18 protein-coding genes are annotated in these 24,137 nt (G+C 69.4%); 10 read left to right on the top strand and 8 right to left on the bottom strand.

The window, feature by feature from the left end:
- Window positions 1-44: 44 nt before the first annotated feature.
- From ACFPQ9_RS32730 to ACFPQ9_RS32720, 3 genes are all read right to left on the bottom strand, one after another.
- Window positions 45-1,130 carry a (-)-alpha-amorphene synthase gene (locus ACFPQ9_RS32730; RefSeq protein ID WP_380861592.1) on the bottom strand — a complete coding sequence of 362 codons (1,086 nt, stop codon included), beginning with the start codon at window positions 1,128-1,130 and terminating at the stop codon, window positions 45-47.
- Window positions 1,114-2,595, bottom strand: a complete 1,482-nt coding sequence (locus ACFPQ9_RS32725; protein ID WP_380861590.1) for a cytochrome P450 — start codon at window positions 2,593-2,595, stop codon at window positions 1,114-1,116. The genes ACFPQ9_RS32730 and ACFPQ9_RS32725 overlap by 17 nt, the downstream gene beginning before the upstream one ends.
- Before the next feature lie 222 nt (window positions 2,596-2,817).
- Window positions 2,818-5,235, bottom strand: coding sequence for a penicillin acylase family protein (locus ACFPQ9_RS32720; RefSeq protein WP_380861588.1), 2,418 nt, complete (start codon window positions 5,233-5,235; stop codon window positions 2,818-2,820).
- 112 nt (window positions 5,236-5,347) lie between these two features.
- Here ACFPQ9_RS32720 and ACFPQ9_RS32715 point away from each other — a divergent pair, with 112 nt between their 5' ends.
- Window positions 5,348-6,847 (top strand): acyl-CoA synthetase, encoded by a 1,500-nt coding sequence (locus ACFPQ9_RS32715; protein WP_380861586.1) that lies wholly within the window; start codon window positions 5,348-5,350, stop codon window positions 6,845-6,847.
- Between the two features lie 12 nt (window positions 6,848-6,859).
- On the opposite strand, the gene paaK is transcribed toward ACFPQ9_RS32715, so the two are convergent.
- Window positions 6,860-8,155 (bottom strand): phenylacetate--CoA ligase PaaK, encoded by a 1,296-nt coding sequence (gene paaK, locus ACFPQ9_RS32710; RefSeq protein WP_380861584.1) that lies wholly within the window; start codon window positions 8,153-8,155, stop codon window positions 6,860-6,862.
- A 184-nt stretch (window positions 8,156-8,339) separates the two neighbouring features.
- On the opposite strand from paaK, the gene ACFPQ9_RS32705 reads away from it, so the two are divergent.
- Complete coding sequence (locus tag ACFPQ9_RS32705; protein ID WP_380861582.1) at window positions 8,340-8,825, top strand: cation:proton antiporter regulatory subunit; 486 nt, start codon at window positions 8,340-8,342, stop codon at window positions 8,823-8,825.
- Window positions 8,826-8,831: 6 nt separating this feature from the next.
- The gene (locus ACFPQ9_RS32700) at window positions 8,832-10,175 is read left to right on the top strand and encodes a cation:proton antiporter (RefSeq protein ID WP_380861580.1); all 1,344 of its coding nucleotides are present in this window, start codon (window positions 8,832-8,834) and stop codon (window positions 10,173-10,175) included.
- Between the two features lie 140 nt (window positions 10,176-10,315).
- On the opposite strand, the gene ACFPQ9_RS32695 is transcribed toward ACFPQ9_RS32700, so the two are convergent.
- Window positions 10,316-10,780 carry a hypothetical protein gene (locus ACFPQ9_RS32695; protein ID WP_380861578.1) on the bottom strand — a complete coding sequence of 155 codons (465 nt, stop codon included), beginning with the start codon at window positions 10,778-10,780 and terminating at the stop codon, window positions 10,316-10,318.
- Window positions 10,781-10,881: 101 nt separating this feature from the next.
- On the opposite strand from ACFPQ9_RS32695, the gene ACFPQ9_RS32690 reads away from it, so the two are divergent.
- The 3 genes from ACFPQ9_RS32690 (at window position 10,882) to fxsT (ending at window position 14,377) form a co-directional block, all read left to right on the top strand.
- Complete coding sequence (locus ACFPQ9_RS32690) at window positions 10,882-11,409, top strand: DUF5131 family protein (protein ID WP_380861576.1); 528 nt, start codon at window positions 10,882-10,884, stop codon at window positions 11,407-11,409.
- On the top strand, window positions 11,312-11,581 hold the full coding sequence (locus ACFPQ9_RS32685) for a DUF5131 family protein (RefSeq protein WP_380861574.1): 270 nt from the start codon (window positions 11,312-11,314) through the stop codon (window positions 11,579-11,581). The genes ACFPQ9_RS32690 and ACFPQ9_RS32685 overlap by 98 nt, the downstream gene beginning before the upstream one ends.
- A gap of 300 nt (window positions 11,582-11,881) precedes the next feature.
- Window positions 11,882-14,377 carry an FxSxx-COOH system tetratricopeptide repeat protein gene (gene fxsT, locus ACFPQ9_RS32680; RefSeq protein WP_380861573.1) on the top strand — a complete coding sequence of 832 codons (2,496 nt, stop codon included), beginning with the start codon at window positions 11,882-11,884 and terminating at the stop codon, window positions 14,375-14,377.
- A gap of 1,077 nt (window positions 14,378-15,454) precedes the next feature.
- Here the strand turns inward: fxsT and ACFPQ9_RS32675 are convergent.
- The 3 genes from ACFPQ9_RS32675 to ACFPQ9_RS32665 form a co-directional block, all read right to left on the bottom strand.
- Window positions 15,455-15,931 carry a hypothetical protein gene (locus ACFPQ9_RS32675; protein ID WP_380861571.1) on the bottom strand — a complete coding sequence of 159 codons (477 nt, stop codon included), beginning with the start codon at window positions 15,929-15,931 and terminating at the stop codon, window positions 15,455-15,457.
- A gap of 134 nt (window positions 15,932-16,065) precedes the next feature.
- On the bottom strand, window positions 16,066-18,027 hold the full coding sequence (locus ACFPQ9_RS32670; RefSeq protein WP_380861569.1) for an alkaline phosphatase family protein: 1,962 nt from the start codon (window positions 18,025-18,027) through the stop codon (window positions 16,066-16,068).
- A gap of 116 nt (window positions 18,028-18,143) precedes the next feature.
- A complete protein-coding gene (locus ACFPQ9_RS32665) occupies window positions 18,144-19,772 on the bottom strand; it encodes an acyl-CoA synthetase (protein ID WP_380861567.1) in 1,629 nt (542 codons plus the stop codon).
- A gap of 166 nt (window positions 19,773-19,938) precedes the next feature.
- Between ACFPQ9_RS32665 and ACFPQ9_RS32660 the strand changes: the two genes are divergently transcribed.
- The 4 genes from ACFPQ9_RS32660 (at window position 19,939) to ACFPQ9_RS32645 (ending at window position 24,035) form a co-directional block, all read left to right on the top strand.
- Entirely contained in the window at window positions 19,939-20,739 is an 801-nt protein-coding gene (locus tag ACFPQ9_RS32660; RefSeq protein WP_380861565.1) for a crotonase/enoyl-CoA hydratase family protein, read from the top strand.
- Between the two features lie 136 nt (window positions 20,740-20,875).
- The gene (locus tag ACFPQ9_RS32655; protein ID WP_380861563.1) at window positions 20,876-21,826 is read left to right on the top strand and encodes a Zn-ribbon domain-containing OB-fold protein; all 951 of its coding nucleotides are present in this window, start codon (window positions 20,876-20,878) and stop codon (window positions 21,824-21,826) included.
- On the top strand, window positions 21,823-22,872 hold the full coding sequence (locus tag ACFPQ9_RS32650; RefSeq protein WP_380861561.1) for a thiolase domain-containing protein: 1,050 nt from the start codon (window positions 21,823-21,825) through the stop codon (window positions 22,870-22,872). The genes ACFPQ9_RS32655 and ACFPQ9_RS32650 overlap by 4 nt, the downstream gene beginning before the upstream one ends.
- Window positions 22,869-24,035: a thiolase domain-containing protein gene (locus ACFPQ9_RS32645; protein ID WP_380861559.1), complete on the top strand. Its 1,167-nt coding sequence runs from the start codon at window positions 22,869-22,871 to the stop codon at window positions 24,033-24,035. Before ACFPQ9_RS32650 ends, ACFPQ9_RS32645 begins: the two co-directional genes overlap by 4 nt.
- Window positions 24,036-24,137: the final 102 nt, after the last annotated feature.

Here is a 24,137-nt window from a genome sequence, read left to right as displayed (position 1 = left end):
ACAGGAGGTCGACAGGGAAGGGTGAACTTTCCCGCAGCCGGCGTTCAAGTCTCGGCCCCTTGGGTAATATGTCCTGCTCCCGCACGGGTCCCACGGCTGCGGGTGACCTGTCCGGCAGAGGCTGGGGGCACAGCGGATGCCGTCGTCGTGTCCGCGTACCGGGGCACGGTGCGGGACCAGAAGTAGCATCCGGGGATCCAGCCGCCCATCCCCTCTACATAGCCGACGCCGCTCTGGCTCAACTCCGGCACGACGTCGCCGTAGAGCTCCTCGAACTCCCTGATCGTGCCGTTGATGCGCCGGATGGCCAGGGCGATGGCCTCCGGCAGGGAGCACTGGTGGGCGCGCTGGTAGTCAAGGGCCAGATTGATCACGCCGCCTGCCCGCTGCTCCTTCACGGCGGAGAACAGGTCGGCTATCCACACCGCCGCGTCGACCGACAGGCGCCCCAGGCGCCGGACGACAGGGTGCCGGAGCTCCTCCTGGGCCAGCTCGTGCGGCTGCGCGGCCTCGCACAGCGGGTGGAACGGCTCGATGCCCGCGATGAGGGAACGTATGGACCGACACAGCCCGCTCCCCAGAGGGGCGGAGTGGGTCTGGGCCACAGCTTCGTGGAGCAGACCGTGCACGTACTCACGGCTGTTCCAGGCCCATCGTGCGGCCTGGGCGGGGGTGCACCGTTCCTGGACCTGCTGATGGAGATCGGACAGGGCGGCCCCGAGCGGGGTTTCGGGCGGTTGGCCGTCCCGCAGGATCCTGACGCTCTCGGACAGCATGGGGAGCAGCCGGCCGGGCCGCTGCAGGCCGACTTCTTCCGCCTGGTCGTCGAAGATGAATTGGTACGCAATTTGGTTGGCCATGATCTGGAGCAGGCCGGAATCCACCGTCGGGCTGTTGTATGCCGCGAGTTCGGCGGGGCGCGTGTAGGAGATCATGGCCGCTACCGGCGGCTCATCGGTAAGCCCCCATTTACTGAGCCAATTCTCGACGCCCGCTGCGGCTTCAGAAGCGTGGGGATTGCTCTGGAACGGGAAGGGCATGTAGAGGTTCGCGTCGATCAGCTCCCGCAGACTGGGGGCGGGAATTGCGCGCGGTGCAGCGATCACGATTTCCTCATGCGTCGTGGACACCGTTGCCACCTGCCGTTCGGGGGTCGGGGACGACGGGGCTCACCGTCGCCCGGGGCGCGAAAGAGGGCGCCTGAGGCGGTGTGCCCATCGGCCGTCGTCCTCGCGGTTCGCAGACCATCACCAGATCCCTCGGCCCCAAGGACGCCGCGGGGCGCAGCCGTTCGACGTGTCCGGGCAGATGGCGCAGCCGCCAGTGGCGGGCGATGAACGCGACGGCCACCGTGGCTTCCGCCATGGCGAACGTGTCGCCGATGCAGTTCCGGGCGCCGGCGGCGAACGGAATCATCGCTCCGGGCGGGACCGAGACGGCCCGGTCCGGCCGCCAGCGGTCGGGGAGGAAGCGGTCGGGGTCGGGGAACGAGGCGGGGTCGTGGTGCAGGAGATACGGGCTGTACAGGACGGTGGCGCCCGGTGGGAGACGGTGCCCTGCGAGATCCGTCTCCTTGGTGGTGACGCGGGTGAAGAGCCAGCCCGGCGGGCGGTGGCGAAGGGTCTCGGTGAGAACGCGTCGCGTGTGGACGAGCAGCGGCAACTCGTCGTTGCCGGGCGGCCGCCCTTCGGGGAGCACGGCGTCGGCCTCGGAGTGCAGTCGGCGTTCGTCCTCGGGGTGACGGGCCAGGAGATCGAAGGCGGAGGCCAGGCACAGGGAGGTGGTCTCGGCGCCGGCGAAAATCAGCGTCAGCGCCTGGCTGCGGACCTCCTGTTCGGTGATCGCCGCCTCGCCGTTGCTCCGCGCGGCTGACAGCAAGACCTCCAGCAGATCGTCCCGGTCACTCGAGGGAGTGCCTCGTCGGCGCTCGGCGATGACCGTGTCGACGATCGCGCGCAGACGGTCGGAGGCGTGCCGGAAACGCCGGTTCGCAGGCGTGGGGACCCGGAACAGGGCGTCGACCGGTACCACCGTCCGCAGGAACAGGCCGCGAACGATGGTGACGAGGCAACCGTGCACCTCGGCGGCCGTTCCGGCGTCCAGCGAGTCGGAGAACAGGACCCGGCTGATGACCCGTGCCGACAGCGTCAGCATGGTCGCGCTGACGTCGACATCCTGCCCCGCCCGCCACTCGCGGCACACCGACTCCACTTCTTCGCCCATCAGGTCCGTCTGGTCGGCGACACGGGCCTTGCGGAAGGCGGGCTGGAGAAGCCTGCGCTGCCGTCGATGGGCCGGATGACGGCATGTGCCCACGCCATCACCCAGGAGCGTTCGCAGCCTGTCGTAGAGCGGGCCCCCCTTGTCGAAGGTACGCGCGTCCATGAGTACCTGGTGGACCAGTTCAGGGTGGCAAGCCACCCAGGCGCGCACGGGGCCCAGGCGCACCTCGACCAGATCCCCGTGCGCGGGTAAGGAATTCAGAAAATCCAGCGGGCGCCGAAACAAAGCGATACCGTGGGCTACGCTGGGGAATATGCCTGGCGCAACCCCCACCCTCCAGGTGTGTTCTGATTCAGGCACGAAACGACTCATTGCGGGCCCCCTGTCTCAATCGCCCCATGAAAGTCGGTGAACGTTCCACCGAGTTGGCACTTGAGTCATGTCCTGCCCAGTTCAACCAGCCGTCGCTTTCGCGAATCCTTTCTGCACGGGGGCGCACAGGGGCACGGAGAAGCAAAGAAGCAATTCGCCTGGGTCGCCTCGTGGGGGCGAAAAGCGGTCCCGCCCGTGGGAAGGGGCGGGACCACATCTCTGTTACCTGTGTTCGCCCACCGACACCACTCTCAACACCGGCGACGACAGGATGTCCTTCTCGCGGAACCGCGCCGTCACCCACTTCTCACCCGAGAACAACCGGGTCTGGTCGCTGAAGTGGGGCGAGTCGGGGTTCGAGGACTGTGAGTACGTCAGCAGCGTGCGGGCCACCGGGCAACGGCTGCCGTTCCAGCCCACCGCCTGGATGTGGCTGGAGCCCGTCGTCACCTCCGTGTAGCCGCCCCGCGACTGGTCCCACACCGGCTCGATCTTGTTCCACACACCCATCCCCTCCGTGCCGCCGTGTACGGGGATGCGCTGTCCGTTGCGTACGACGAACTGGTGGGCGCCGAGGCGGGAGTCGAGCGCGATGCCCGCCGCCCGGAGCTCCGCGACCGCGTCCGCGAGGGCCGTGGCGAAACCGGGAGCACCGGTGTTGAGCGTGTTCGGCGTGCGCACCGGGTCCGCCGCAGAGAACGGCACCTTCCACCGCTGGGCGGTCGGCACCTTCGCGGACAGCTTCCGCCAGAACCGGTCGAAGAGCAGGGCGCCCCGGCTGCCGGTGTCCATGGTGCGGTCCCAGCCCGCGAGCGCCGTACAGGCTCCGGAGACGTCAACGACCTTGCCGTCGCTGCCCGTTGCCGTGCCACCCGGCAGGGCCGCGCACGCCTTCGCCGTGTCGGCAACGGCCAGATCCGCCGCGGGCACCCGGTTGCGGAACTGCTGGCGCTCCAGGTCCCGGACGGTCAGACCGCCCCGCTCCGCCATCGCCGCCACGTCCTCGATCGCGCCGCGGGTGCGCAGGGAGCGCTGGGTGCCGATGGTGCCGAAGATCCGCTCGTAACCGGTGAGCGGCCGGTCGGCGTTGGCCAGCCACGCACTGTCGTTGGAGTTCTCCGCGTACGGCTCGTTCTTCAGCGTCGGCATGCGCGCCGGCCCGAACGTCCCGCGCTGCACGGCGTCCGGATCGCTGCCGAGCGCGCAGTCACCGCGGGATCCGTCGAAGACCGCCACGCCCGCCGCCGGGTAGGTCACCTTGCCCAGCCCCGTGGAACACCGCGCCGCCAGATCGTCGGTGATCCGGGGCAGCACCTGCGACTGTGTGTACAGGGAGTGCCCCGTGGAGTCCGCGGCGATCGTGTTCACCCACGGCAGACCCTGATGCCGGGCGAGCGATGCGAGGACATCGGCCGTGCCGCGTGCCTTTCCGAAGCCCAGCGAGGTGTCGCCGAACCGCATGTTGGCCGCGTTGGGATCGTTGAAGGCGTACGCCGTCGTCGTCGTCCACGGCAGCGGGAGCTCGCCCCCCTCGGAGGCGACGACCGGGCCGTACCGGGTCCACCACTGGGTGCGGGTCACCGGCGGCGCGCCCTTGACCGCGACGGTCACGGTCCGCTTCTTCATCCGCTCCCGCCTGCCGTCCACGAGGTACACGGTCGGGTCGGCCGGATCGAGTGTGAGCTGGTGCAGACTGAACGGGACACCGGTCGACACGGTGTGGCTCCACGCCACATGTGAGTTGTAGCCGATGGCGATGGTCGGCGAACCGAGCAGGGCCGCACCGGCGACGTCCAGCTCGCCGGGAATCGTCTGCTGCGCCTGCCAGAAACGGCGCCCGCCGTGCCATGGATAGTGCGGGTTGCCCAGCAGCAGACCACGCCCGTTCGCTGTGGTGTCACCCCCGAACGCGACCGCGTTGGACCCCATGTCCGCGTCCGCGGTCCGCTCCCGCACGGCCCGGATCAGGGCCTGGGCGTCCGGTCGGGCCCCGCTGCTCCCGGTGGCGGATCCGGTGGGCGGCCGGGCGGAGGTGATGTCGTCCACGGCGCCGCCCTGACCTCCGAGCACGGCGATGGCGTAGAAACGGGCGGCCACGTCCAGCGTGGTGATCGGCCGGACCCATGTGGCGTCCCTACATGTGGGGTCGGTGATCCGTTTCCGCTCGAGCCATGTGTTGTATCCGGCCGCGAAGCCACGCATCAGGTCCTTGACCTGACGGCTGGGCCCGCGCGGCGCCGGTTCGGCGAGCAGCTTCTCCACGCTGCCGGCCCGGCGTACACCGCGGAAATACAGGTCACTGGAGAGGTTGCTGGTCGCCGAGGAGAGCGCGGAGTCGGCCGCCGCTGCCGGTCCGAAGAAACGCGAACGCTCGCCGCGGACGGTCACGAACCCGTCCGCGAGTGTGCACACCTGGTCGGCCGCCTGCGCCCAACCGGTGCCGAAGCCGAGCGACTTGTAGTCCTTGCCGACGATGTGCGGAATGCCGTACTCGGTGTAACGGATCACGGCGGACATGCCGCCGTGCGAGGGATGTTCCTGACGACCGTGCCGTTCGGCCGCGGCGGCCGGCAGCGCGGCCGACGCCATGAGCAGGGCGGCCGCCCCGGCGGCAATTCGTCTCACACGGGTGGTGCGCATATGTGCCTCCCAACGTCATTGAGGGAAGGAGCGGTTGAGCGTACCCACTGGTCTGTCCCATGTGCCCCCGGGTGCTTGACCTGCCCCGGTGACGCACCGAGGATCATGAGTCATGACGCAGGGACAGGGCAGCACGGTTGACGGGGTGCTGCGGCGCAGCGCGCGGCGCACCCCCGCACGGATCGCGGTGGAGTACGCCGACCGTACATGGTCGTACGAGGAACTCGACGACGCGGTCTCCCGCGCGGCGAGCGTCCTGCTCGACCTGGGCCTCGCCCCCGGCGACCGGGTCGGCGCCTACGGCCACAACTCGGACGCCTATCTGATCGCGTTCCTCGCCTGCGCCCGCGCGGGCCTCGTGCACGTCCCGGTCAACCAGAACCTGACCGGCGACGACCTCGCCTACATCGTCGGCCAGTCCGGCAGCTCCCTGGTCCTCGCCGACCCCGGCCTCGCCGACCGCCTGCCCGATGACGTCCGTACGGTGCCCCTGCGCGACGCCGACGGCTCGCTCCTGGCACGTCTCGCGACGGCGCCCGCGTACGACGGCCCTGAGCCGCGCGCCGAGGACCTGGTCCAGCTGCTCTACACGTCCGGTACGACGGCCCTGCCCAAGGGCGCGATGATGACGCACCGCGCCCTGGTCCACGAGTATCTGAGCGCCATCACCGCCCTCGACCTCAGCGCGGGCGACCGCCCCGTGCACTCCCTGCCGCTCTACCACTCGGCACAGATGCATGTGTTCCTGCTGCCGTACCTCGCGGTCGGCGCCACGAACATCATCCTCGACGCACCCGACGGCGACCGGCTCTTCGACCTGATCGAGGCCGGCCGCGTGGACAGCCTGTTCGCCCCGCCCACCGTGTGGATCGGCCTGGCGGGCCGCCCCGACTTCGCCGAGCGCGACCTCGGCGCTCTGCGCAAGGCGTACTACGGCGCGTCGATCATGCCGGTGCCCGTCCTGGAACGACTGCGCGAACGCCTCCCCGCACTCGGCTTCTACAACTGCTTCGGCCAGAGCGAGATCGGCCCCCTCGCCACCGTCCTCGCACCGGACGAGCACAAGGGCCGCATGGACTCCTGCGGGCGCACCGTGCTGTTCGTCGACGCGCGCGTGGTCGACGAGAACGGCAAGGACGTCCCCGACGGCACACCCGGCGAGATCGTCTACCGCTCGCCGCAGCTGTGCGAGGGCTACTGGGACAAGCCCGAGGAGACCGAGAAGGCGTTCCGCGACGGCTGGTTCCGCTCCGGGGACCTCGCGGTGCGGGACGCACAGGGCTACTTCACCGTCGTCGACCGGGTGAAGGACGTCATCAACTCCGGTGGCGTACTGGTCGCTTCACGGCAGGTCGAGGACGCCCTGTACACGCACGAGGCGGTCGCCGAGGTCGCCGTGATCGGTCTGCCGGACGAGCGGTGGATCGAAGCCGTCACAGCGGTCGTCGTGCCTCGCGCAGAGGTGAGCGAGGCCGCACTCGTCGAGCATGCGCGCGAGAAGCTCGCCCACTTCAAGGCGCCGAAGCGGGTGGTGTTCGTGGACGAGCTGCCGCGCAACGCGAGCGGGAAGATCCTGAAGCGTGAGTTGCGGGACCGGTTCGCCGGTGAGTAGACGACGGGGTGGCTAGCGCGGGCGGAGATCCACGATCCGCCTGATCTTGCCCACCGACCGTTCCAGCGACTCCGGTTCGACGATCTCCACCATGACCGACACACCGATGCCGTCCTTCACGGCCGCAGCGATGGACCGCGCGGCGCTGTCCCGGATCTCCGGCGACGCGTCGGGGCGAGCCTCCGCCCGCACGGTGAGGGCGTCGAGACGGCCCTCCCGGGTGAGCCGCAGTTGGAAGTGGGGCGCCACGCCCGGCGTGCGGAGCACGATCTCCTCGACCTGGGTGGGGAAGAGATTGACGCCGCGCAGGATGACCATGTCGTCACTGCGACCGGTGATCTTCTCCATCCGCCGGAACACCCGGGCGGTCCCCGGCAGCAGTCGGGTCAGGTCCCGCGTGCGGTACCGGATGATCGGCATGGCCTCCTTGGTGAGCGAGGTGAACACCAGCTCGCCCTCCTCGCCGTCGGGCAGTACCTCACCGGTGATCGGGTCGACGATCTCGGGGAAGAAGTGGTCCTCCCACACATGGAGCCCGTCCTTGGTCTCCACACACTCCTGCGCGACCCCGGGGCCGATCACCTCGGACAGCCCGTATATGTCCACGGCGTCGATCGCGAACCGCTCCTCGATCTCACGGCGCATCTGCTCGGTCCAGGGCTCGGCACCGAAGATGCCCACACGCAGGGACGTCCCCCGTGGATCGACGCCCTGCCGCTCGAACTCGTCGAGCAGGGTGAGCATGTACGACGGCGTCACCATGATGATCTCGGGCCGCAGATCCTGGATCAGCTGGACCTGGCGCGCCGTCATACCGCCGGACGCGGGGATGACCGTACAGCCCAGCCGTTCGGCCCCATAGTGTGCGCCGAGACCACCGGTGAACAGCCCATAGCCGTACGCCACATGCACCTTGTCCCCCGGACGTCCGCCGGCCGCCCTGATGGAGCGGGCCACCATGTCGGCCCACAGGGAAAGGTCGCCATCGGTGTAGCCGACGACCGTGGGGCGTCCGGTGGTGCCACTGGAGGCATGGAGGCGGCGAATACGGTCCTGCGGCACGGCGAACATGCCGTACGGGTAGTTCTCGCGCAGGTCGGCCTTGACGGTGAACGGGAAGCGGGCCAGATCGGCGAGCGAGCGGCAGTCCTCGGGCCGAACGCCGGCCTTGTCGAACGACTGCCGGTAGAAGGGCACGTTGTCGTAGGCGTGCCGCAACGACCTCTGCAACCGCTCCAACTGCAACGCGCGCAGCGCCTCCGGGTCGAGCCGTTCCCCCGAGTCCAGCAGCTCCGTCGCCTCCGCCATGAGGAACTCTCCCTCGCCAACCGCATCAATTCGGACGACCGATCATTCGGTCCACGTGCTCGGGTTCAGTAATTCAGTCCGGGAATGATCAGGCAAGGGGGCGGGCCACACTTTCTGTGCGCCCTGGTCGTTAAAGTTTCGTCAAAGAGTGCTGGAAGAGACACCTGAATGAGGGGGGACCGCTATGGGTGCTCCGCGCCTGAGCAGTACGCCATTGCCGGGCATCGGCGTCCGCTACGACCTCACCACGCGCGAACAGCGTCGCCTGTCCGTGGTCGCCCACCGGGACGGTTCACGGACGCTGAGCGCGTACAGAAAGGACGATCCGGACGCGTGCGCGTTGTCGGTGCGGCTCAGCTCCGCCGAAGCGACCACGCTGATCGACGCGTTGATGCCCGCACACCACAGCCCCAACCTGCTGTCCACCACGGAGCTGGGCCTCGTAGCCGAGCGCGTCGAACTGTCCGCCACCTCGCACTGGAACGGACGGCTGCTCGGCGAGACCCGGATGCGCACCGAGACAGGGGTGTCCATCGTGGCCGTGCTGCGCCGTGCCGAGGCCATTCCCTCCCCGACGCCGGACTTCCGGCTGGCGGGCGGCGACACCCTGATCATCATCGGCACCCGCGAAGGCGTCGAGTCGGCCGCCGAGATACTCGGGCGGGAGTGAGCCGCGATGCATTCCTCCGCGGTCTTCCTCATCGAGTTCGGCGCGATCATCCTCGGTCTCGGCCTGCTGGGCCGGTTCGCCGGACGGTTCCAGTTCTCGCCGATACCCCTCTATCTGCTGGCCGGGCTCGCCTTCGGCGAGGGCGGGCTGCTTCCCCTGGGAACCAGCGAGGAGTTCGTCGCCATAGGCGCCGAGATCGGGGTGATCCTGCTGTTGCTGATGCTCGGTCTGGAGTACACGGCCAGCGACCTCGTCTCCAATCTCAAGACCCAGTACCCGGCCGGACTCCTCGACGCCGCCCTGAACGCGGTGCCCGGCGCTGTGATGGCACTGCTGCTCGGCTGGGGTCCGGTCGCCGCGGTCGTCCTGGCCGGCGTCACCTGGATCTCCTCCTCCGGTGTCATCGCGAAGGTCCTCGGCGACCTCGGGCGGCTGGGCAACCGTGAGACGCCGGTCATCTTGAGCATCCTCGTCCTGGAGGACCTCTCCATGGCCGTCTACCTGCCGATCGTCACCGCCCTGCTCGCCGGGGCCGGTCTCGCGGCGGGCAGCGCCACCCTCGCCATCGCGCTCGGCGTCGCCGGACTGGTGCTGCTGCTCGCGGTGCGCTACGGCCGTCACATCTCGCGTTTCGTCTCCAGTGACGATCCGGAGAAGCTGCTACTGGTGGTGCTCGGCCTGACCCTGGTCGTGGCCGGGCTGGCGCAGCAGCTGCAGGTGTCGGCGGCCGTCGGCGCGTTCCTGGTCGGCATCGCGCTGTCGGGTGAGGTGGCGGAGGGCGCGCACAATCTGCTGGCGCCGTTGCGGGATCTGTTCGCCGCGGTGTTCTTCGTCTTCTTCGGGCTGCACACGGATCCGGCGAGCATTCCGCCGGTGCTGCTGCCCGCGCTCGCGCTGGCCGTGGTCACCGCGTGCACGAAGATCGCCACCGGGTACTGGGCTGCCCGGCGTGCCGGTGTCTCGGTCAAGGGCCGCTGGCGGGCGGGTGGAACCCTGGTGGCCCGGGGCGAGTTCTCCATCGTCATCGCGGGACTCGCCGTCACCGCCGGCATCGAACCGTCGCTGGGCCCGCTGGCCACCGCCTATGTGCTGATCCTGGTGATCGTGGGTCCCCTCACCGCCCGCTACACCGAACCGCTGGCGACGCGCGTCATGCGGTGGCGCACGGGCAGGTCCGCGGCAGCGGTCCCGGCCGCCGCCGAGGGTGGCGAAGCCCCGGCCGAGCCGACGACGGACGCGGGTGCGGACCGGGCGACCGACGCGGACCGGGCAACCGACACGGACCGGGCGACCGACGCGGACCCGGCGTACGACGCGGTCGACGGCAGGGACGTGCTCGGCCGGCCCTGAGCGAGTCGGCCCGGGTCACCTGTCACCACGGCACGGCCGGGAGTCGCCGTACTCCCGGCCTCTCTGCGCTATCCCGGTCACCAGCGTGCGGTCACGGTGCGCCTCCGGGCTCTCGGCGAAGGTTCGCCAGCAGGCAGCGGTCACGTCGATGGCGGGGTGGGCTCGTTGCCCATGTCGATTCGCGCGCACCTGGCGATCAGTTCGGCCGTCTCGTCGGCAGCGTCGGAAGCTTTGGCCAGGTCACCTTCCCCAAGGAGGGCTAGGGCCGTGTTGATCCGCTCGACAGCGACGGGGAGGCTCGTTCCGCCGCCGGGGCGATGGCAGTGGGCCGTCAGAAGACGCAGCCGATACTGAGCTTCAACGAGATCGTCGAACCATTGCTGCAGGAGGGACTGGTCAGGCGCACCTTGGACGGGGATCTTGTGGCGGTAACTGGCCGCTCTGGTCAGCGCGCGGAAGACACCGTCGTAGGCGGCGGCCCGCTGGTCCCGGCGCCACGCTGCGGCCTCGTGACGTGCTTGCCGTCGTTCAGACAGGGTCGAGCCAATCACAGCCGTCAACGCACCCAGGGCCGCACCTATCAGACCAATGATCGCCGATGTCATTCTGCTCCCCCGGAAGTCGACTCGCCGAGCAGGTCTTACAGGAGCCGTAGTCGTGCAGTCACGTTCCGTTCAAGTCTCATTGTTGCTGCTTGCGGTACGCCATGAGTACCTCGACGACGATTGAGTGGACCGACGTCACCTGGCATCCCACGACGGGCTGTGACCGGATCTCGCCTGGTTGTGACAACTGCCATGAGTTGAAGCGGGCCAAGCGGCTGAAGGCGACGGGGCAGGCGAAATACCAGCGGGATGGTGATCCGCGGACCAGCGGCCCTGGGTTCGCAACGATGGCGCTAGGCCCTCAACACCAGTTCCAGGTACTCGCGAAGAGGCCTCGACAGCTGCGCCGTCTGCTGGACTCTCAGCAGTTCGTGGATTCGGTTTGGGCCGAGGTGGAGCGGTTGTCGGCTTATGGCACCGCTCCGCTCACCAGGCTCGTGCCCGAGGATGTGCGCACGCGCGTGGTCAACCGGAACGCCTTGAACCCGTGGCCGCTGCCCAACGTCTGGATCAGCACGTCGATTGAATCGGATGAGTATTCTTGGCGAGCCGACGAGCTGCGGCGGACCCCTGCAGCCGTCCGTTTTGCTGTCTCTGGAGCCTCTGCTGGGCCCGGCGCCGTCGCTTGACCTGGCCGAGATCGACTGGCTGATCGTCGGCGGGGAGAGCGGCCCACAGCACCGGCCGCTGGACCTGGACTGGGTTCGAGACATCCGCGACCGATACGTCGATCGTCAAGTGGCCCCTTTTCTTCAAGTAAATTCGTGGCCCCACCTCGAAGGCCGGCGGCCGCATGTTTGACGGCCGGACCTGGGACGAATACTCGTCCACGGTGACGGCGCTGCACTTCCGAGATTCTTGTTGCAGGACGTCACCGGCATCGTGAGTATCCAATGCAGCTATGGATCGGACTCCTCGGGGGTCTCATCGGTTCTCCGGTCGGCGGCGCCCTCACGTAGCTGACCACCGATTGTCGGCCTTCTTCGAGACGGGCGTGCTGGTCGGGAGAGGGTGCCGCACCAGCTTGACTACCAATCCTGCAACCGCCCGTGCACGTGGTCTCGGTTTGGGCATGCTGATGGCGGTGGACGGGGGGCGAACATGGGGCGTAGGCAGGGGGCGTGGGCCGGGTCGGCCGTGGCGGGGACGGCTGCGGCCGTGGCGGCGGGGCTGGGGCCGGTGACCAACTACGCCAGTGCCTCCGTACCAGGATGGGCTGCTCAGGCATGGGTAATCTGGCCGGCATTCGCTGTGCTGGTGACGGCCGGCATCGGGCTGGTGGTGTGGGGTCGGCGGCTGGATGCCGCAGCAAGACCGCCAGCGCGGCTGGGATCACTGGGCCGACCAACTCGGGGTCGGCCGCATTCCTTACGCCCCCCACATGTGGAGCGCGTGCGCGGACGTGAGGTGGAGCTGGCCGAGCTCGCAGGCATGCTGCGCCGGCCACAGGGAAGGTTCGCGGTGTTGTGCGGAGCTGGCGGGATGGGCAAAACAACGGTAGCCGCGCAACTCGCTTCCCAGGCCGAGGCGGCGGGCTGGCGAGTGTTCTGGGTGCGCTGGCGCGATTCCGCCGAGCTGGCGCAGCAGATGGTTCAGGCGGCACTGGCCTGCGGGCTACCCGAGGCAGAGTTGGAGTCCGCGCGAGCCGGGCGGGCGAGTCTGCCGGATGTAGTGTGGCGGCAGTTGGGCAGGGCGCGCCGGTGGCTGCTGGTGTTGGACAACGCCGACGGGCCGCAAGAAATCGGCCCGACAGGGGAGCCGTTGGCCGACTACCGCGGTTGGATCCGCCCGCACGGCCGAGGCCTGCTGGTGATGACCAGCCGAGACGGTAGCCCGCAGACGTGGGGGCCGCGTGCCCAGCTACTGCCCTTGAAGCCGCTGCCCGCACAGCCCGCAGGCCAGATCCTGCTCGACGCTGCTCCCGCAGCTGGCACAGCCGAGCAGGCTCGGGATCTGGCCATGCGGCTAGGCGGGCTCCCGCTGGCGCTGCACGCGGCCGGCACCTACCTGGCCGGGCCCACCAGCCGCTACCGCACCTTCACCACCTACCGCCAGGCCCTGGAGCATGAGCTGCCCCGGTTGCTGGGAGCCGAACACCCGGACGCCTCCCATCCGCGAGTCGCACGCACCGTGGTGCGGCACACCTGGGAGGTGTCCCTGGACCAGCTGACCCGGGAAGGCAACGCATTGGCCCGCCCCGTGTTGCGACTACTAGCCGTACTGGCTGAGGCTCCCATCCCGCTGTCCCTCATCACCCCGGACCTGCTGTCTGCCGTCACCGGATGCGATGTCACCGTCATGGCATTGGAGACTGCGTTTGCCGGTCTGCACCGGTACGGCCTGCTCGGCCTTCCACACTCTCCCGGCAACGCCGGGCAGGCGTCGGGCATCAGCGGCCCGGCGCAGGTGGTGCTGCACCCCTTGATCCGAGAGATCAACGCCGTCGCTCTAGCGGCCGAGGCATCCAATCTCGCCACATGGCACCGAGCCCTTGCCGAGCGGCTGACCGCAGCCGTGCATGAGGTAGACGAGCAGGGGCGCGCCGGTTGGCCTGAGGCCGTGCTCCTCGCCCCTCACTTGCCAGTGCTGCTCGAGCTACCGGACCCGCGGTCCGCCACGCACCACCGCACTGCCCTGAACACGCTCGCGCAAATACTGCAGCACGCCGGCGCCTTCAGTGCAGCCCGTCTGCTGCACCAACGGGTCCTCGACTTCGAGACCCGCACCTTAGGTCCCCAGCACGCCGACACCCTGACCAGCCGCAACCACCTGGCCAACGCCTTGTTCGGAATGGGCGAGCCAGCCGAGGCGATACGTCTGCTCCGGCAGACGCTGGAGGACCGTAACCGCACCCTGGGCCCCGCGAGCCCTGACACCCTGACCAGCCGTCACGACCTCGCCTGCGCCCTGGACGGGACGGGACAGCATGCAGAGGCGGTGTCCTTACTGCGACAGACCCTCGCCGACCGTGCCGGCGTGCTGGGCCTTATGCATCCGCAGACCCTGGCCAGCCGTGACAGCCTTGGTCTCGCCCTGGATGGGATGGGCGAACATGCGGAGGCGGTCCGCCTGCACCGGCAGACGCTGGACGACCGCATCGGTGTGCTGGGCCCCGAACACCACCTCACCTTGCTCAGCCGCCACAACCTCGCCAGCGCACTCGCCAGGATGGGCGAGCATGCAGAAGCGGAACGCCTGCTGCGTCGGGCTCTTGACGACCACGCTCGTGTGCTGGGCCTTATGCATCCGCACACCCTGGCCAGCCGTGACAGCCTTGGTCTCGCCCTGGATGGGATGGGCGAACATGCGGAGGCGGTCCGCCTGCACCGGCAGACGCTGGACGACCGCATTCGTGTGTTGGGCGTCAAGCACCCCGATACCCTGACCAGCCGCCACAACCTTGCCATTGCACTGGCCAGGATGGGTGAGCAGAAAGAGGCGGTACGACTGCTGCGGCAGACGCTCACTGACCGCGTACGCGTGCTGGGTCCTGAGCACCCGCACACCGTGCGTGCCCGCAACGACCTGGAGACAGCTTCGGCCGCCTGGCGTGCTGCACAACGGGGACAGACCTGGTTGCACCACTCGCGACGCTAGGTGTCCCTCCCCGGCTGGCAGCGCATGAAGCCACGGGTGGACCCCACTCGTCAACGCACGACGATTCAAAGGCTGGGGAGCCAGCGGTGTACACACCTGAGCAACATTCACGCCGCATCAGTCACGCCCTGGCGGTACGCGGTCGCTCCCCCCTGCGCATAGCGGCTGTGCGGTGCGCCTGGGCGCATTTGCTCCGCAGGAATCTCAGGGTGAGGTCGAGTCATTCGACCTCACCGCGCCATCCGGGTCGCCGCGGTGTGCCGAAGATCGTGCAGCGTCCAGTTGGTACCAAGCTGCTCGCCGGCGCGCTGAAGGATCCGTCGCTCCGCCCGGTAGCTCAACGGCCTCGGCTCCCCTCGCAGGGTGTGCCAGACGGGATCGCCACCCGTGGGCAGGCCCGCCTCCCGGCCGCAGCCGTGCCCGCCGATGCGGCCTGGCGGGCTTGATCGACGACACGTGCGCCAAGGCCCGTCGGCGGGATCTGCTGTCCGGCACCGGACTGACCACGGGCTCCCGACCGAAGTGCGAGTGGAAAGCATAAAAGCAGTGCACTACCGACAGATTGTGCGCGATGGTGCGCGGCGCGTACCCGGATCCCAGACTCGGCCTGCCGGTCTTCGAATAGACGAAGCCGGCCGCCAACGCATCCATGCGGCGGCGTCGCCGCTGCGGATTCGGCGCGCCGACCGCAGCCACCCCATCAGTGTGGCGGTCTCGGCTTCGATGGCCTGCTCCCAGCCGACGTCGACCGCCCACAGCAGTCAGAACCACCCCAGCACCACCACGTACGGCAGGACCGCCGCCTGGCCTCAACCACGGCGCCGACTTGCGGCAAATCCGCCCGGCCGTCCATGACGTCCGGATGCGCACTAGTGAACTCGGCAATCCCAGACATGAGGACAGATGCTTCATGCCTTGCCAATTGATCACCAGCAAAACAGCCGGATATTGCAGTCAACCGAGCCGTGCGGCGCTGCAACACCACCGTGCCCTCCAGGAGTCGCGTGGACTCGGTCGCGAGCTTCTCTTTGTACCGCTCCTCACGGGACATACGCCGGCCCCTACCACGAGTGGCGATCAGCGACGCTGTCGACGCCGCAGCACGACGTACCCGGCGGTCAGCGCCAGCGCGCCGACGGCCAGGCCGGCGCCGAGTGCCAGCTCGAAGTCCGCCGGCCCGGCGGCACCGCCAAGACCGCCCCGGACGCCCTGCGTGGGGCGGGGTGAGCTCGTAGGGCGGGGCGAGCTGGTGGGGCGGGGCGAGCTGGTGGGGCGCGGTGAGCTGGTGGGGCGCGGTGAGCTCGTGGGAAAGGGTGACGTGAGCGTGCTGCGACGTGGCAGGATCTCGCAGGCGATGCCGTCGTCCGCACCCTGGTCCTCGTCCAGGCGATGAGGGTCGTTCCGGTCGCGGTTGAACTCCGCCTGTGCGTCCTCCTGGAAGACGAAGTCGCGACAGTCCAGGTCACCCTGGGCGTAGGCCGGCTGGGACACCGGGCCTGCGGCGACGAGCAGGGTGATCGCGGTCGTACATATCGCGTGGGCGCGTCGCTTCACGGGCGTTGCCTCTCGGTCCTGCGGTCTGGACAACCGTCAGTGCGACCGTAAGTACGTCACCCGAGCACCGGCGCGCGGTGCTAGGCCGTTCGAGCCCTTCCCGGGGATCCTCGAACGGCCCAGCCGTCCGCCGCTCAGTCCCCTCGGGGCCCGTACGCCGTCATGAAGCGGTCCCGGAAGCGGTCCATGCCCCAGGTGGGGGCGTTCTCGGCGGGCTTGAGGCCGTCCGTCCAGTTCCACTCGGCGATCTTGTCGAGGACCTTCGGGTCCCGGGCGACGATCGTGACGGGCACGTCCTTGCTGGTGCTGCCGGCCGTGACGGTGGGGACGGGCTGATGGTCGCCGAGGAAGACGAGGACCGTGTCGTCGGTGCCGTACCGCTCGACCCATTCGGTGAGGCTCTGCAGCGAGTACTCGATGGCGTGGCGGTACTCGGTGCGCACGCGCTCGGGGTCCTTCCAGACCTCCTTGGGGTCGGTGCCCTCCTTCTTGATCCGGTGGAAGATCGAGCCGTCGCCGAGTTCGTCCCAGTCGGTCATGCGCGCGATGGGGGACCAGGGGTTGTGGCTGGAGGCCAGGATGATCTCCGCCATGATCGGATCGCGGTTCTTCTTGCCGTGCTCCAGACGCTGGAAGGCCTCCAGGCTGAACTGGTCGGGCACGGGCGTCCAGCTGAAGTACGGGCCGTTGTAGCCCAGGTGCTCCGAGTCGTAGATGTGGTCGAGCGCGAAGAACTTGCCCTCGGGCCAGGCCCGCCGCACACCAGGTACGACGCCGACCGTCCGCCATGCGCCGGTCTTCCTGAAGTAGCTGCCCAGCGTCGCACGGTCGCTGGTGGTCAGACTCCGGTACCGCTGCTGGTTCTTGATCCAGAGGCCGGACAGGAACGTGGAGTGGGCCAGCCAGCTGCCCGCGCCCGTCACCGGCGACTTCAGCCACGCGCTGCGCGACTGGAACCCGGCCGCCTTGAGCGAGTTCGTCCCTTCCTTGAGCACCGAGTCGATCTGCGGAGCCATCGCCGGATCGTCGATCGCGACCCGGCCGTAGCTCTCGATGAACGTGAACAGCACGTCCTTGCCGCGCAGCCCCGTCAGCAGTTGGTCCGGCGGTGTCTTCGCGAACGCGTCGACCGCGGCCTGCTTCTCGAAGACCCGCCCGTCCTTGAGGCCGGCCTGTACCTGCTCGATGCGGTTGTTGAGGAAGTCGGCGTTGCCCTTGGTGGCCAGCGGGACCCCGGCGATCTGGATGCCCAGGGTCATGCAGGTGATCCACGCGGTGCCCAGGATCAGGGTCGTGCGCGTGGCGACCGCGCGATGGCCGACCATCAGGTTCGTCACCCGCACCATCGCGAGCGTCATCAGGACGAGCACCGCGACGAACAGGACGATCACCCCGACCACCGCGAGCACCTGCCCCGTACGGCCGAAGGACTCGCGTACGAACTCGGCCGCGTCGTCCAGCAGGATCCAGTCCAGGACCAGGTCGAAGGGGCGGGCCAGCACCGAGTAGAAGCCCATGTCGACGAACTTCAGGACGGTGAGAACGCCGAGCAGCGCACCCGCGGCCACCGACATCAGCCGCCGTGACCGCGGCGGCACCGCCAGCAGCAGGCCCGCGAGCAGGATCCCTTCGGCGGGGAGACGGAAGAAGGCCTCGGGGCCGAGCCGTTCGAGACGGTTCGGCACGAGGAGTGCGAAGAGCAGGAGTGCGCCGGCCAGCACGGTCGTACCCACGGACACGCCGCGTGCCGTACGGGGATAACGTCGCCGCCAGCCGAACCAGCCCGGGGGAGGGGAGTCGGAGCGCTGCGCGCCGTCGTCGACCGTCTCCTCGGATCCGGCGGCCTGTTCGGCCTTGTCGGCCTGGTCGACACCCTCCGCCTCGTCGGCCGCCTCGGCGTCCTGGTCCGGCTCGGTCTTGTCCGACGGACCCACGACGTCCGTATCGGCAGCCGCGTCCGAAGCCGTGCGGCCGACCTCAGCCTCTGCGGCCGGTTCCGCCTCCCCGGTCACCCCCGTCCCGCCCGTATCGTCCTCCGCGTCCGACCCGCCCTCAGCGGTGTTGAGCGGCTGACGAGAGCGAGTGAAGAGCGACACTCGGCGGTCCTTCCGTGCGGTCTTGCGATGGCATGGCAAACAGCGGTCGATGACCGAGCCTGCCACCATCAGTACGTCCGCACGTCACCTTGGGTTCAACCAGACCTGCCCGGGATTCACCTGTCCGCCGAGACCGCCACCTCACGCGCCCAGCGATAGTCCGCCTTGCCGCTGGGGGAACGCCGGATCGAGTCCGCGATCACCAGCTGGCGGGGGATCTTGTACCCCGCGAGGTGGGAGCGGCAGTGGCTCTGGATGTCCGCCAGGGACGGCCGCTCCGCGCCCGTGCGCAGCTGCACCACCGCCGCCACATGGTGCCCCCACTTCGCGTCCGGCACCCCGGCCACCAGCGCGTCGTACACGTCGGGGTGGGACTTGAGCGCCTGCTCGACCTCCTCCGGATACACCTTCTCGCCCCCTGTGTTGATGCACTGCGAGCCGCGTCCGAGCACGGTGACGACGCCGTCCTCGTCGACCGTGGCCATGTCGCCGAGCAGTACCCACCGCTGACCGTCCTTCTGGAAGAAGGTCTCGGCGGTTTTCTTGGGGTCGTTGTAGTAGCCGAGCGGCACATGGCCGCACTGGGCCACCCGGCCCACCTCGCCGGTGGCGACCGGTTCACAGGTGGCCGGATCGACCACCTGCGTACGGGAGTTGACCCGGATGCGGAATCCGCGCTCGGGGCCGGAGTCCTCGGTCGCCGTACCGTTGAAGCCGGATTCGGAGGAGCCGAAGTTGTTCAGGAGCATGACGTTCGGGACCAGTTCCTGGAACTGCCGGCGCACCGTGTCCGACATGATCGCGCCGGACGAGGACACGCTGAACATCGACGAGCAGTCCGTGCCCTTCATGGGTCCGTTCAGCGCGTCGACCAGCGGCCGCAGCATCGCGTCGCCGACCAGCGAGACGCTGGTGACCTTCTCCTTCTCGATCGTCCGCAGCACTTCCTCCGGCGCGAACTTGCGGTGGATCACGATGCGCTGGCCGAAGTTGAAGCCGATGAAGGCGGTCAGTGTGGACGTCCCGTGCATCAGCGGAGCGGTCGGGAAGAACGTGATGCCGTCGCCGCCGGCCGCCACGCGCTCGGCGAGTTCCTCCGGCTTTCGCACCGGCTCACCGGTCGGCGCGCCGCCGCCCAGCCCCGAGAAGAACAGGTCCTCCTGGCGCCACATCACACCCTTGGGCATGCCGGTGGTGCCACCGGTGTAGATGATGAACTGGTCGTCCCCCGACCGTGCCGGGAACCCCCGCTCGGGCGACCCGGCGGCCTCGGCGTCCGCGAAGGCCACGGCCGGTACGACCGCCGCCTCGGCCGCGCCCGGCGCCACGGACCCCACCCGCACCAGGTGCCTCAGCCCGTCCACCCGGGGCAGCGCCGCCGCCACCAGGTCCGTGAACTCCGCCTCGAAGACCAGGGCCACCAGATCGGCGTCCCGGTACAGGTACACCAACTCCTCTTCCACATAGCGGTAGTTGACGTTGACCGGGACGATCCGTGCCTTCAGGCAGGCCAGCACCGTCTGCAGGTACTCGATGCCGTTGTAGAGATGGAGCCCGAGATGCTCGCCGGGACGTATCCCGCTGTCTAGCAGATGGTGGGCGATCCGGTTGGCCGCCGCGTCCAGCTCGGCGTACGTCAGACGACGCTCCGCACCCGTGCCCGGATGATCCACGTACACGAGCGCCTCGCGGTCCGGGACCGCGTCGACGACCGACTCGAACAGGTCGGCAAGGTTGTACTCCACCGTTCCTCCTGCCCTCGCTCTCCACCGGCTGCCGGTCATCAGAGCAAAGGGCGGCACAACTGTGAAGGGTCCGCGCACAAGAAATCTGACTACCTGTCAGAAAACCCTTGAAGTGCCCCGGCGCCTCCTGCAACCTGTTCTCGTTCTTTCAGAGGGGAGACGGGCGATGAGTGGGACGGAACACCTCGCCGTACGGCGGGAAGGCGCCACACTGGTGCTCACGCTCAACAGGCCGGAGGCCAAGAACGCGCTCTCGTTGGCGATGCTCGTCGGCCTCTACGACGGCTGGCTCGAAGCCGACGCGGACGACACGATCCGCTCGGTCGTGTTCACGGGTGCGGGCGGCTCGTTCTGCGCGGGCATGGACCTCAAGGCCCTGGCCGGGCACGGGATGGAGGGGGAGCGCCACCGCGACCGGCTCAAGGCCGACCCCGACCTCCACTGGAAGGCGATGCTGCGCCACCACCGGCCCCGCAAACCGGTGATCGCCGCCGTCGAGGGGTACTGCGTCGCCGGCGGCACCGAGATGCTCCAGGGCACCGACATCCGCGTCGCGGGCGAGTCGGCCACCTTCGGCCTGTTCGAAGTGAAGCGCGGCCTGTTCCCGATCGGCGGCTCCACGGTCCGGCTGCAACGGCAGATTCCGCGCACCCACGCCCTGGAGATGCTGCTCACGGGACGCCCGTACAGCGCCCGCGAGGCCGCCGGCATCGGCCTGATCGGGCACGTCGTCCCCGACGGCACGGCACTGGACAAGGCCCTGGAGATCGCCGAACAGATCAACGCCTGCGGCCCGCTCGCCGTCGAGGCCGTCAAGGCGTCCGTGTACGACACCGCCGAGATGACCGAGACCGACGGCCTCGCCGCCGAGTTGAAGCGTGGCTGGCCGATCTTCGATACGGCCGACGCCAAGGAGGGCGCCCGCGCCTTCGCCGAGAAGCGGCCGCCTGTCTACAAGCGTACGTAGGGACGCCGGCAGGTTCGGACGCTGCGGGCCGTATGTGGCTGGTCGCGCCCACGCGGCGGAGCCGCATATGAGCTCAGCCCCGCGCCCCTCTGGGGCGCGCCTCTCGCACCCCGTTCTCCGGAGGAGGCACACCCCGATGCCCGAAGTCCTCAAGGCCCCGTTGACCGTCGAGTTCCCCTTCACCCGCTCTCTCGGCCCCGTGCAGAGCGCCTTCCTCACCGGGCTGCGCGAGCGCGTCGTGCTCGGGGTGCGCACCGGCGACGGACGCACGCTCGTGCCACCCGTCGAGTACGACCCCGTCACCGCCGAGGAGCTCCGCGACCTGGTCGAGGTCGCCCCCACGGGCACGGTCACCACCTGGGCCTGGAACCACGCCCCGCGCCGCGACCAGCCCCTCAACACCCCCTTCGCCTGGGTCCTGGTCCGCCTCGACGGTGCCGACACCGCCCTTCTGCACGCACTCGACGCCCCCGGCCCCGACGCCGTGCACACCGGCATGCGGGTCCGCGTCCGCTGGGCCGAGGAACGCACCGGCTCCATCACGGACATCTCCTGCTTCGAGCCGTACGCCGAGGGCGCCGTGGACGCGGCCGAACCCGCCGCCCACACAGGCGAGTTCGCGGATCCCGTCACCGGCATCGTCGCCCTGGCCCGCCTCGACTACACCTACTCACCCGGCCGCGCCCAGACCGCCTACCTCAACGCCCTGGCCGAACACCGCAACGTCGGCGAACGCTGCCCGTCCTGCCGCAAGGTGTACGTGCCGCCCAGGGGTGCGTGCCCCACATGTGGTCTCGCCACATTGGAACAGGTCGAAGTGGGGCCCCGCGGCACAGTCACCACGTTCTGCATCGTCAACATCAAGGCGAAGAACCTAGACATCGAAGTGCCGTACGTCTACGCCCACATCGCCCTCGACGGCGCCGGCCTCGCCCTGCACGCCCGGATCGGCGGCATCCCCTACGACCAGGTGCGCATGGGTCTGCGGGTCGAACCCGTGTGGACGGCAGACTCCCGCTTCCCCGATCACTACCGGCCCACGGGCGAGCCCGACGCGGACTACGACACCTACAGGGAGCTGCTGTGACCCGCGAGATCGCCGTCGTCGCCTTCGCGCAGACCGACCACCGGCGCACCACCGAGGAGCTCTCCGAGGTGGAGATGCTCATGCCCGTCCTGCACGAGGTGCTGGCGCGGACCGGCCTGAAGACCGCCGACATCGGCTTCACCTGCTCCGGCTCCAGCGACTACCTCGCCGGCCGGGCCTTCTCCTTCACCCTCGCCCTCGACGGTGTCGGTGCCTGGCCGCCGATCTCCGAGTCGCACGTCGAGATGGACGGCGCCTGGGCGCTGTACGAGGCGTGGACCAAGCTGCTGACCGGCGACGCCGACACCGCGCTCGTCTACTCCTACGGCAAGTCCTCACCCGGCCCCCTGCGCGACGTCCTCACCCGTCAGCTCGACCCGTACTACGTCGCCCCCCTCTGGCCCGACTCGGTCGCCCTGGCCGCCCTCCAGGCCCAGGCCCTCATCGACGCCGGTGACACGGACGAGCCCGCTCTCGCCGCGGTCGCCGCCCGCAGCCGGGCGGACGCCACCGCCAACTCCCATGCGCAGCTGAGCGGTTCGGTGCCGCACGGCGACTACGTCGTACAGCCGCTCCGTACCGGCGACTGCCCGCCGATCGGCGACGGAGCCGCCGCCGTGATCCTCGCGGCCGGGGAGCGGGCCCGTGAGCTGTGTGAACGGCCCGCCTGGATCCGCGGCATCGATCACCGCATCGAGGCCCACAGCCTGGGTGTGCGCGACCTGACCGACTCGCCCTCGACCCGCCTGGCCGCCGAGAAGGCAGGGGCATTCCAACGGCCCGTCGACACCGCCGAGTTGCACGCGCCCTTCACCGCGCAGGAGGTCGTCCTGCGCAAGGCGCTCCGGCTCGACGACGGCGTGCGCGTCAACCCGTCCGGCGGGGCGCTCGCCGCCAACCCCGTCATGGCGGCCGGGCTCATCCGCATGGGCGAGGCCGCCGCCGGCATCCACCGCGGCGAGTCCGACCGGGCGCTCGCACACGCCACGTCCGGCCCCTGTCTGCAACAGAACCTGGTCGCCGTACTCGAAGGGGATCCGCGATGAGCAAGGAGCCCGTGGCCGTCATAGGCATCGGACAGACCAAGCACGTCGCCGCACGCCGGGACGTGTCGATCGCCGGGCTCGTCCGGGAGGCGGCCCGCAGCGCACTCGACGACGCAGAGCTGAACTGGGCGGACATCGACGCGGTCGTCATCGGCAAGGCGCCCGACTTCTTCGAGGGCGTGATGATGCCGGAGCTGTATCTCGCCGACGCGCTCGGCGCGGTGGGCAAGCCCATGCTCCGCGTGCACACGGCCGGCTCGGTCGGCGGATCCACCGCCCTCGTCGCCGCCAACCTGGTCGCGGCCCGCGTCCACGGCACCGTCCTGACACTCGCCTTCGAGAAACAGTCCGAGTCCAACGCCATGTGGGGACTGTCCCTCCCGATCCCCTTCCAGCAGCCGCTGCTGGCCGGGGCCGGCGGGTTCTTCGCCCCGCACGTGCGCGCGTACATGCGGCGCAGCGGCGCGCCCGACACGATCGGTTCGCTGGTCGCCTACAAGGACCGGCGCAACGCGCTGAAGAACCCGTACGCCCATCTGCACGAGCACGACATCACCCTGGAGAAGGTCCAGGCATCGCCCATGCTGTGGGACCCGATCCGCTACTCGGAGACGTGCCCGTCGTCCGACGGCGCCTGCGCGATGGTGCTGACCGACCGCGCGGGAGCCGCCCGCGCACCTCGCCCACCCGCCTGGATGCTCGGCGGAGCCATGCGCAGCGAACCCACCCTCTTCGCGGGCAAGGACGCCGTGTCGCCGCAGGCCGGCAAGGACTGCGCGGCCGACGTGTACCGGCAGGCGGGCATCGCCGACCCGCGCCGGGACATCGATGCCGTCGAGATGTACGTGCCGTTCTCCTGGTACGAGCCCATGTGGCTGGAGAATCTCGGGTTCGCCGCCGAGGGCGAGGGCTGGAAGCTCACCGAGGCCGGGGTGACCGAGCTGGACGGCGATCTGCCCGTCAACATGTCCGGCGGCGTGCTGTCGACCAACCCCATCGGCGCCTCCGGCATGATCCGCTTCGCGGAAGCGGCCCTCCAGGTGCGCGGCCAGGCCGGGGAACACCAGGTGGAAGGGGCCCGCAAGGCGCTCGGGCACGCCTACGGCGGAGGGTCGCAGTTCTTCTCCATGTGGCTCGTGGGCGCCGAGCCCCCGGACGCCTGAGCGGCCTCGCGCACGCCGGTGGAGACGCCTCCGCAAAGGTCCCCCTCAGGTGGCCTGTTGGCACCCGGGACCGATCGCTAGGCTGACCCGCGGACGACGCGA

The organism is Streptomyces coerulescens (genome assembly GCF_042657965.1).
Lineage (GTDB): Bacteria > Actinomycetota > Actinomycetes > Streptomycetales > Streptomycetaceae > Streptomyces > Streptomyces coerulescens.
Note: the sequence above shows the minus strand (reverse complement) of the source record. Positions and strands in the feature narration are given on the sequence as shown.

What these genes read in the sequence shown, in the direction of transcription:
- ACFPQ9_RS32725 (WP_380861590.1), bottom strand. Translation starts at nt 2,595, where the DNA reads ATGAGTCGTTTCGTGCCTGAATCAGAACACACCTGGAGGGTGGGGGTT.
- ACFPQ9_RS32720 (WP_380861588.1), bottom strand. Translation starts at nt 5,235, where the DNA reads ATGCGCACCACCCGTGTGAGACGAATTGCCGCCGGGGCGGCCGCCCTG.
- ACFPQ9_RS32715 (WP_380861586.1), top strand. Translation starts at nt 5,348, where the DNA reads ATGACGCAGGGACAGGGCAGCACGGTTGACGGGGTGCTGCGGCGCAGC.
- paaK (WP_380861584.1), bottom strand. Translation starts at nt 8,155, where the DNA reads ATGGCGGAGGCGACGGAGCTGCTGGACTCGGGGGAACGGCTCGACCCG.
- ACFPQ9_RS32705 (WP_380861582.1), top strand. Translation starts at nt 8,340, where the DNA reads ATGGGTGCTCCGCGCCTGAGCAGTACGCCATTGCCGGGCATCGGCGTC.
- ACFPQ9_RS32700 (WP_380861580.1), top strand. Translation starts at nt 8,832, where the DNA reads ATGCATTCCTCCGCGGTCTTCCTCATCGAGTTCGGCGCGATCATCCTC.
- ACFPQ9_RS32695 (WP_380861578.1), bottom strand. Translation starts at nt 10,780, where the DNA reads ATGACATCGGCGATCATTGGTCTGATAGGTGCGGCCCTGGGTGCGTTG.
- ACFPQ9_RS32690 (WP_380861576.1), top strand. Translation starts at nt 10,882, where the DNA reads ATGAGTACCTCGACGACGATTGAGTGGACCGACGTCACCTGGCATCCC.
- ACFPQ9_RS32685 (WP_380861574.1), top strand. Translation starts at nt 11,312, where the DNA reads ATGAGTATTCTTGGCGAGCCGACGAGCTGCGGCGGACCCCTGCAGCCG.
- fxsT (WP_380861573.1), top strand. Translation starts at nt 11,882, where the DNA reads ATGGGGCGTAGGCAGGGGGCGTGGGCCGGGTCGGCCGTGGCGGGGACG.
- ACFPQ9_RS32660 (WP_380861565.1), top strand. Translation starts at nt 19,939, where the DNA reads ATGAGTGGGACGGAACACCTCGCCGTACGGCGGGAAGGCGCCACACTG.
- ACFPQ9_RS32655 (WP_380861563.1), top strand. Translation starts at nt 20,876, where the DNA reads ATGCCCGAAGTCCTCAAGGCCCCGTTGACCGTCGAGTTCCCCTTCACC.
- ACFPQ9_RS32645 (WP_380861559.1), top strand. Translation starts at nt 22,869, where the DNA reads ATGAGCAAGGAGCCCGTGGCCGTCATAGGCATCGGACAGACCAAGCAC.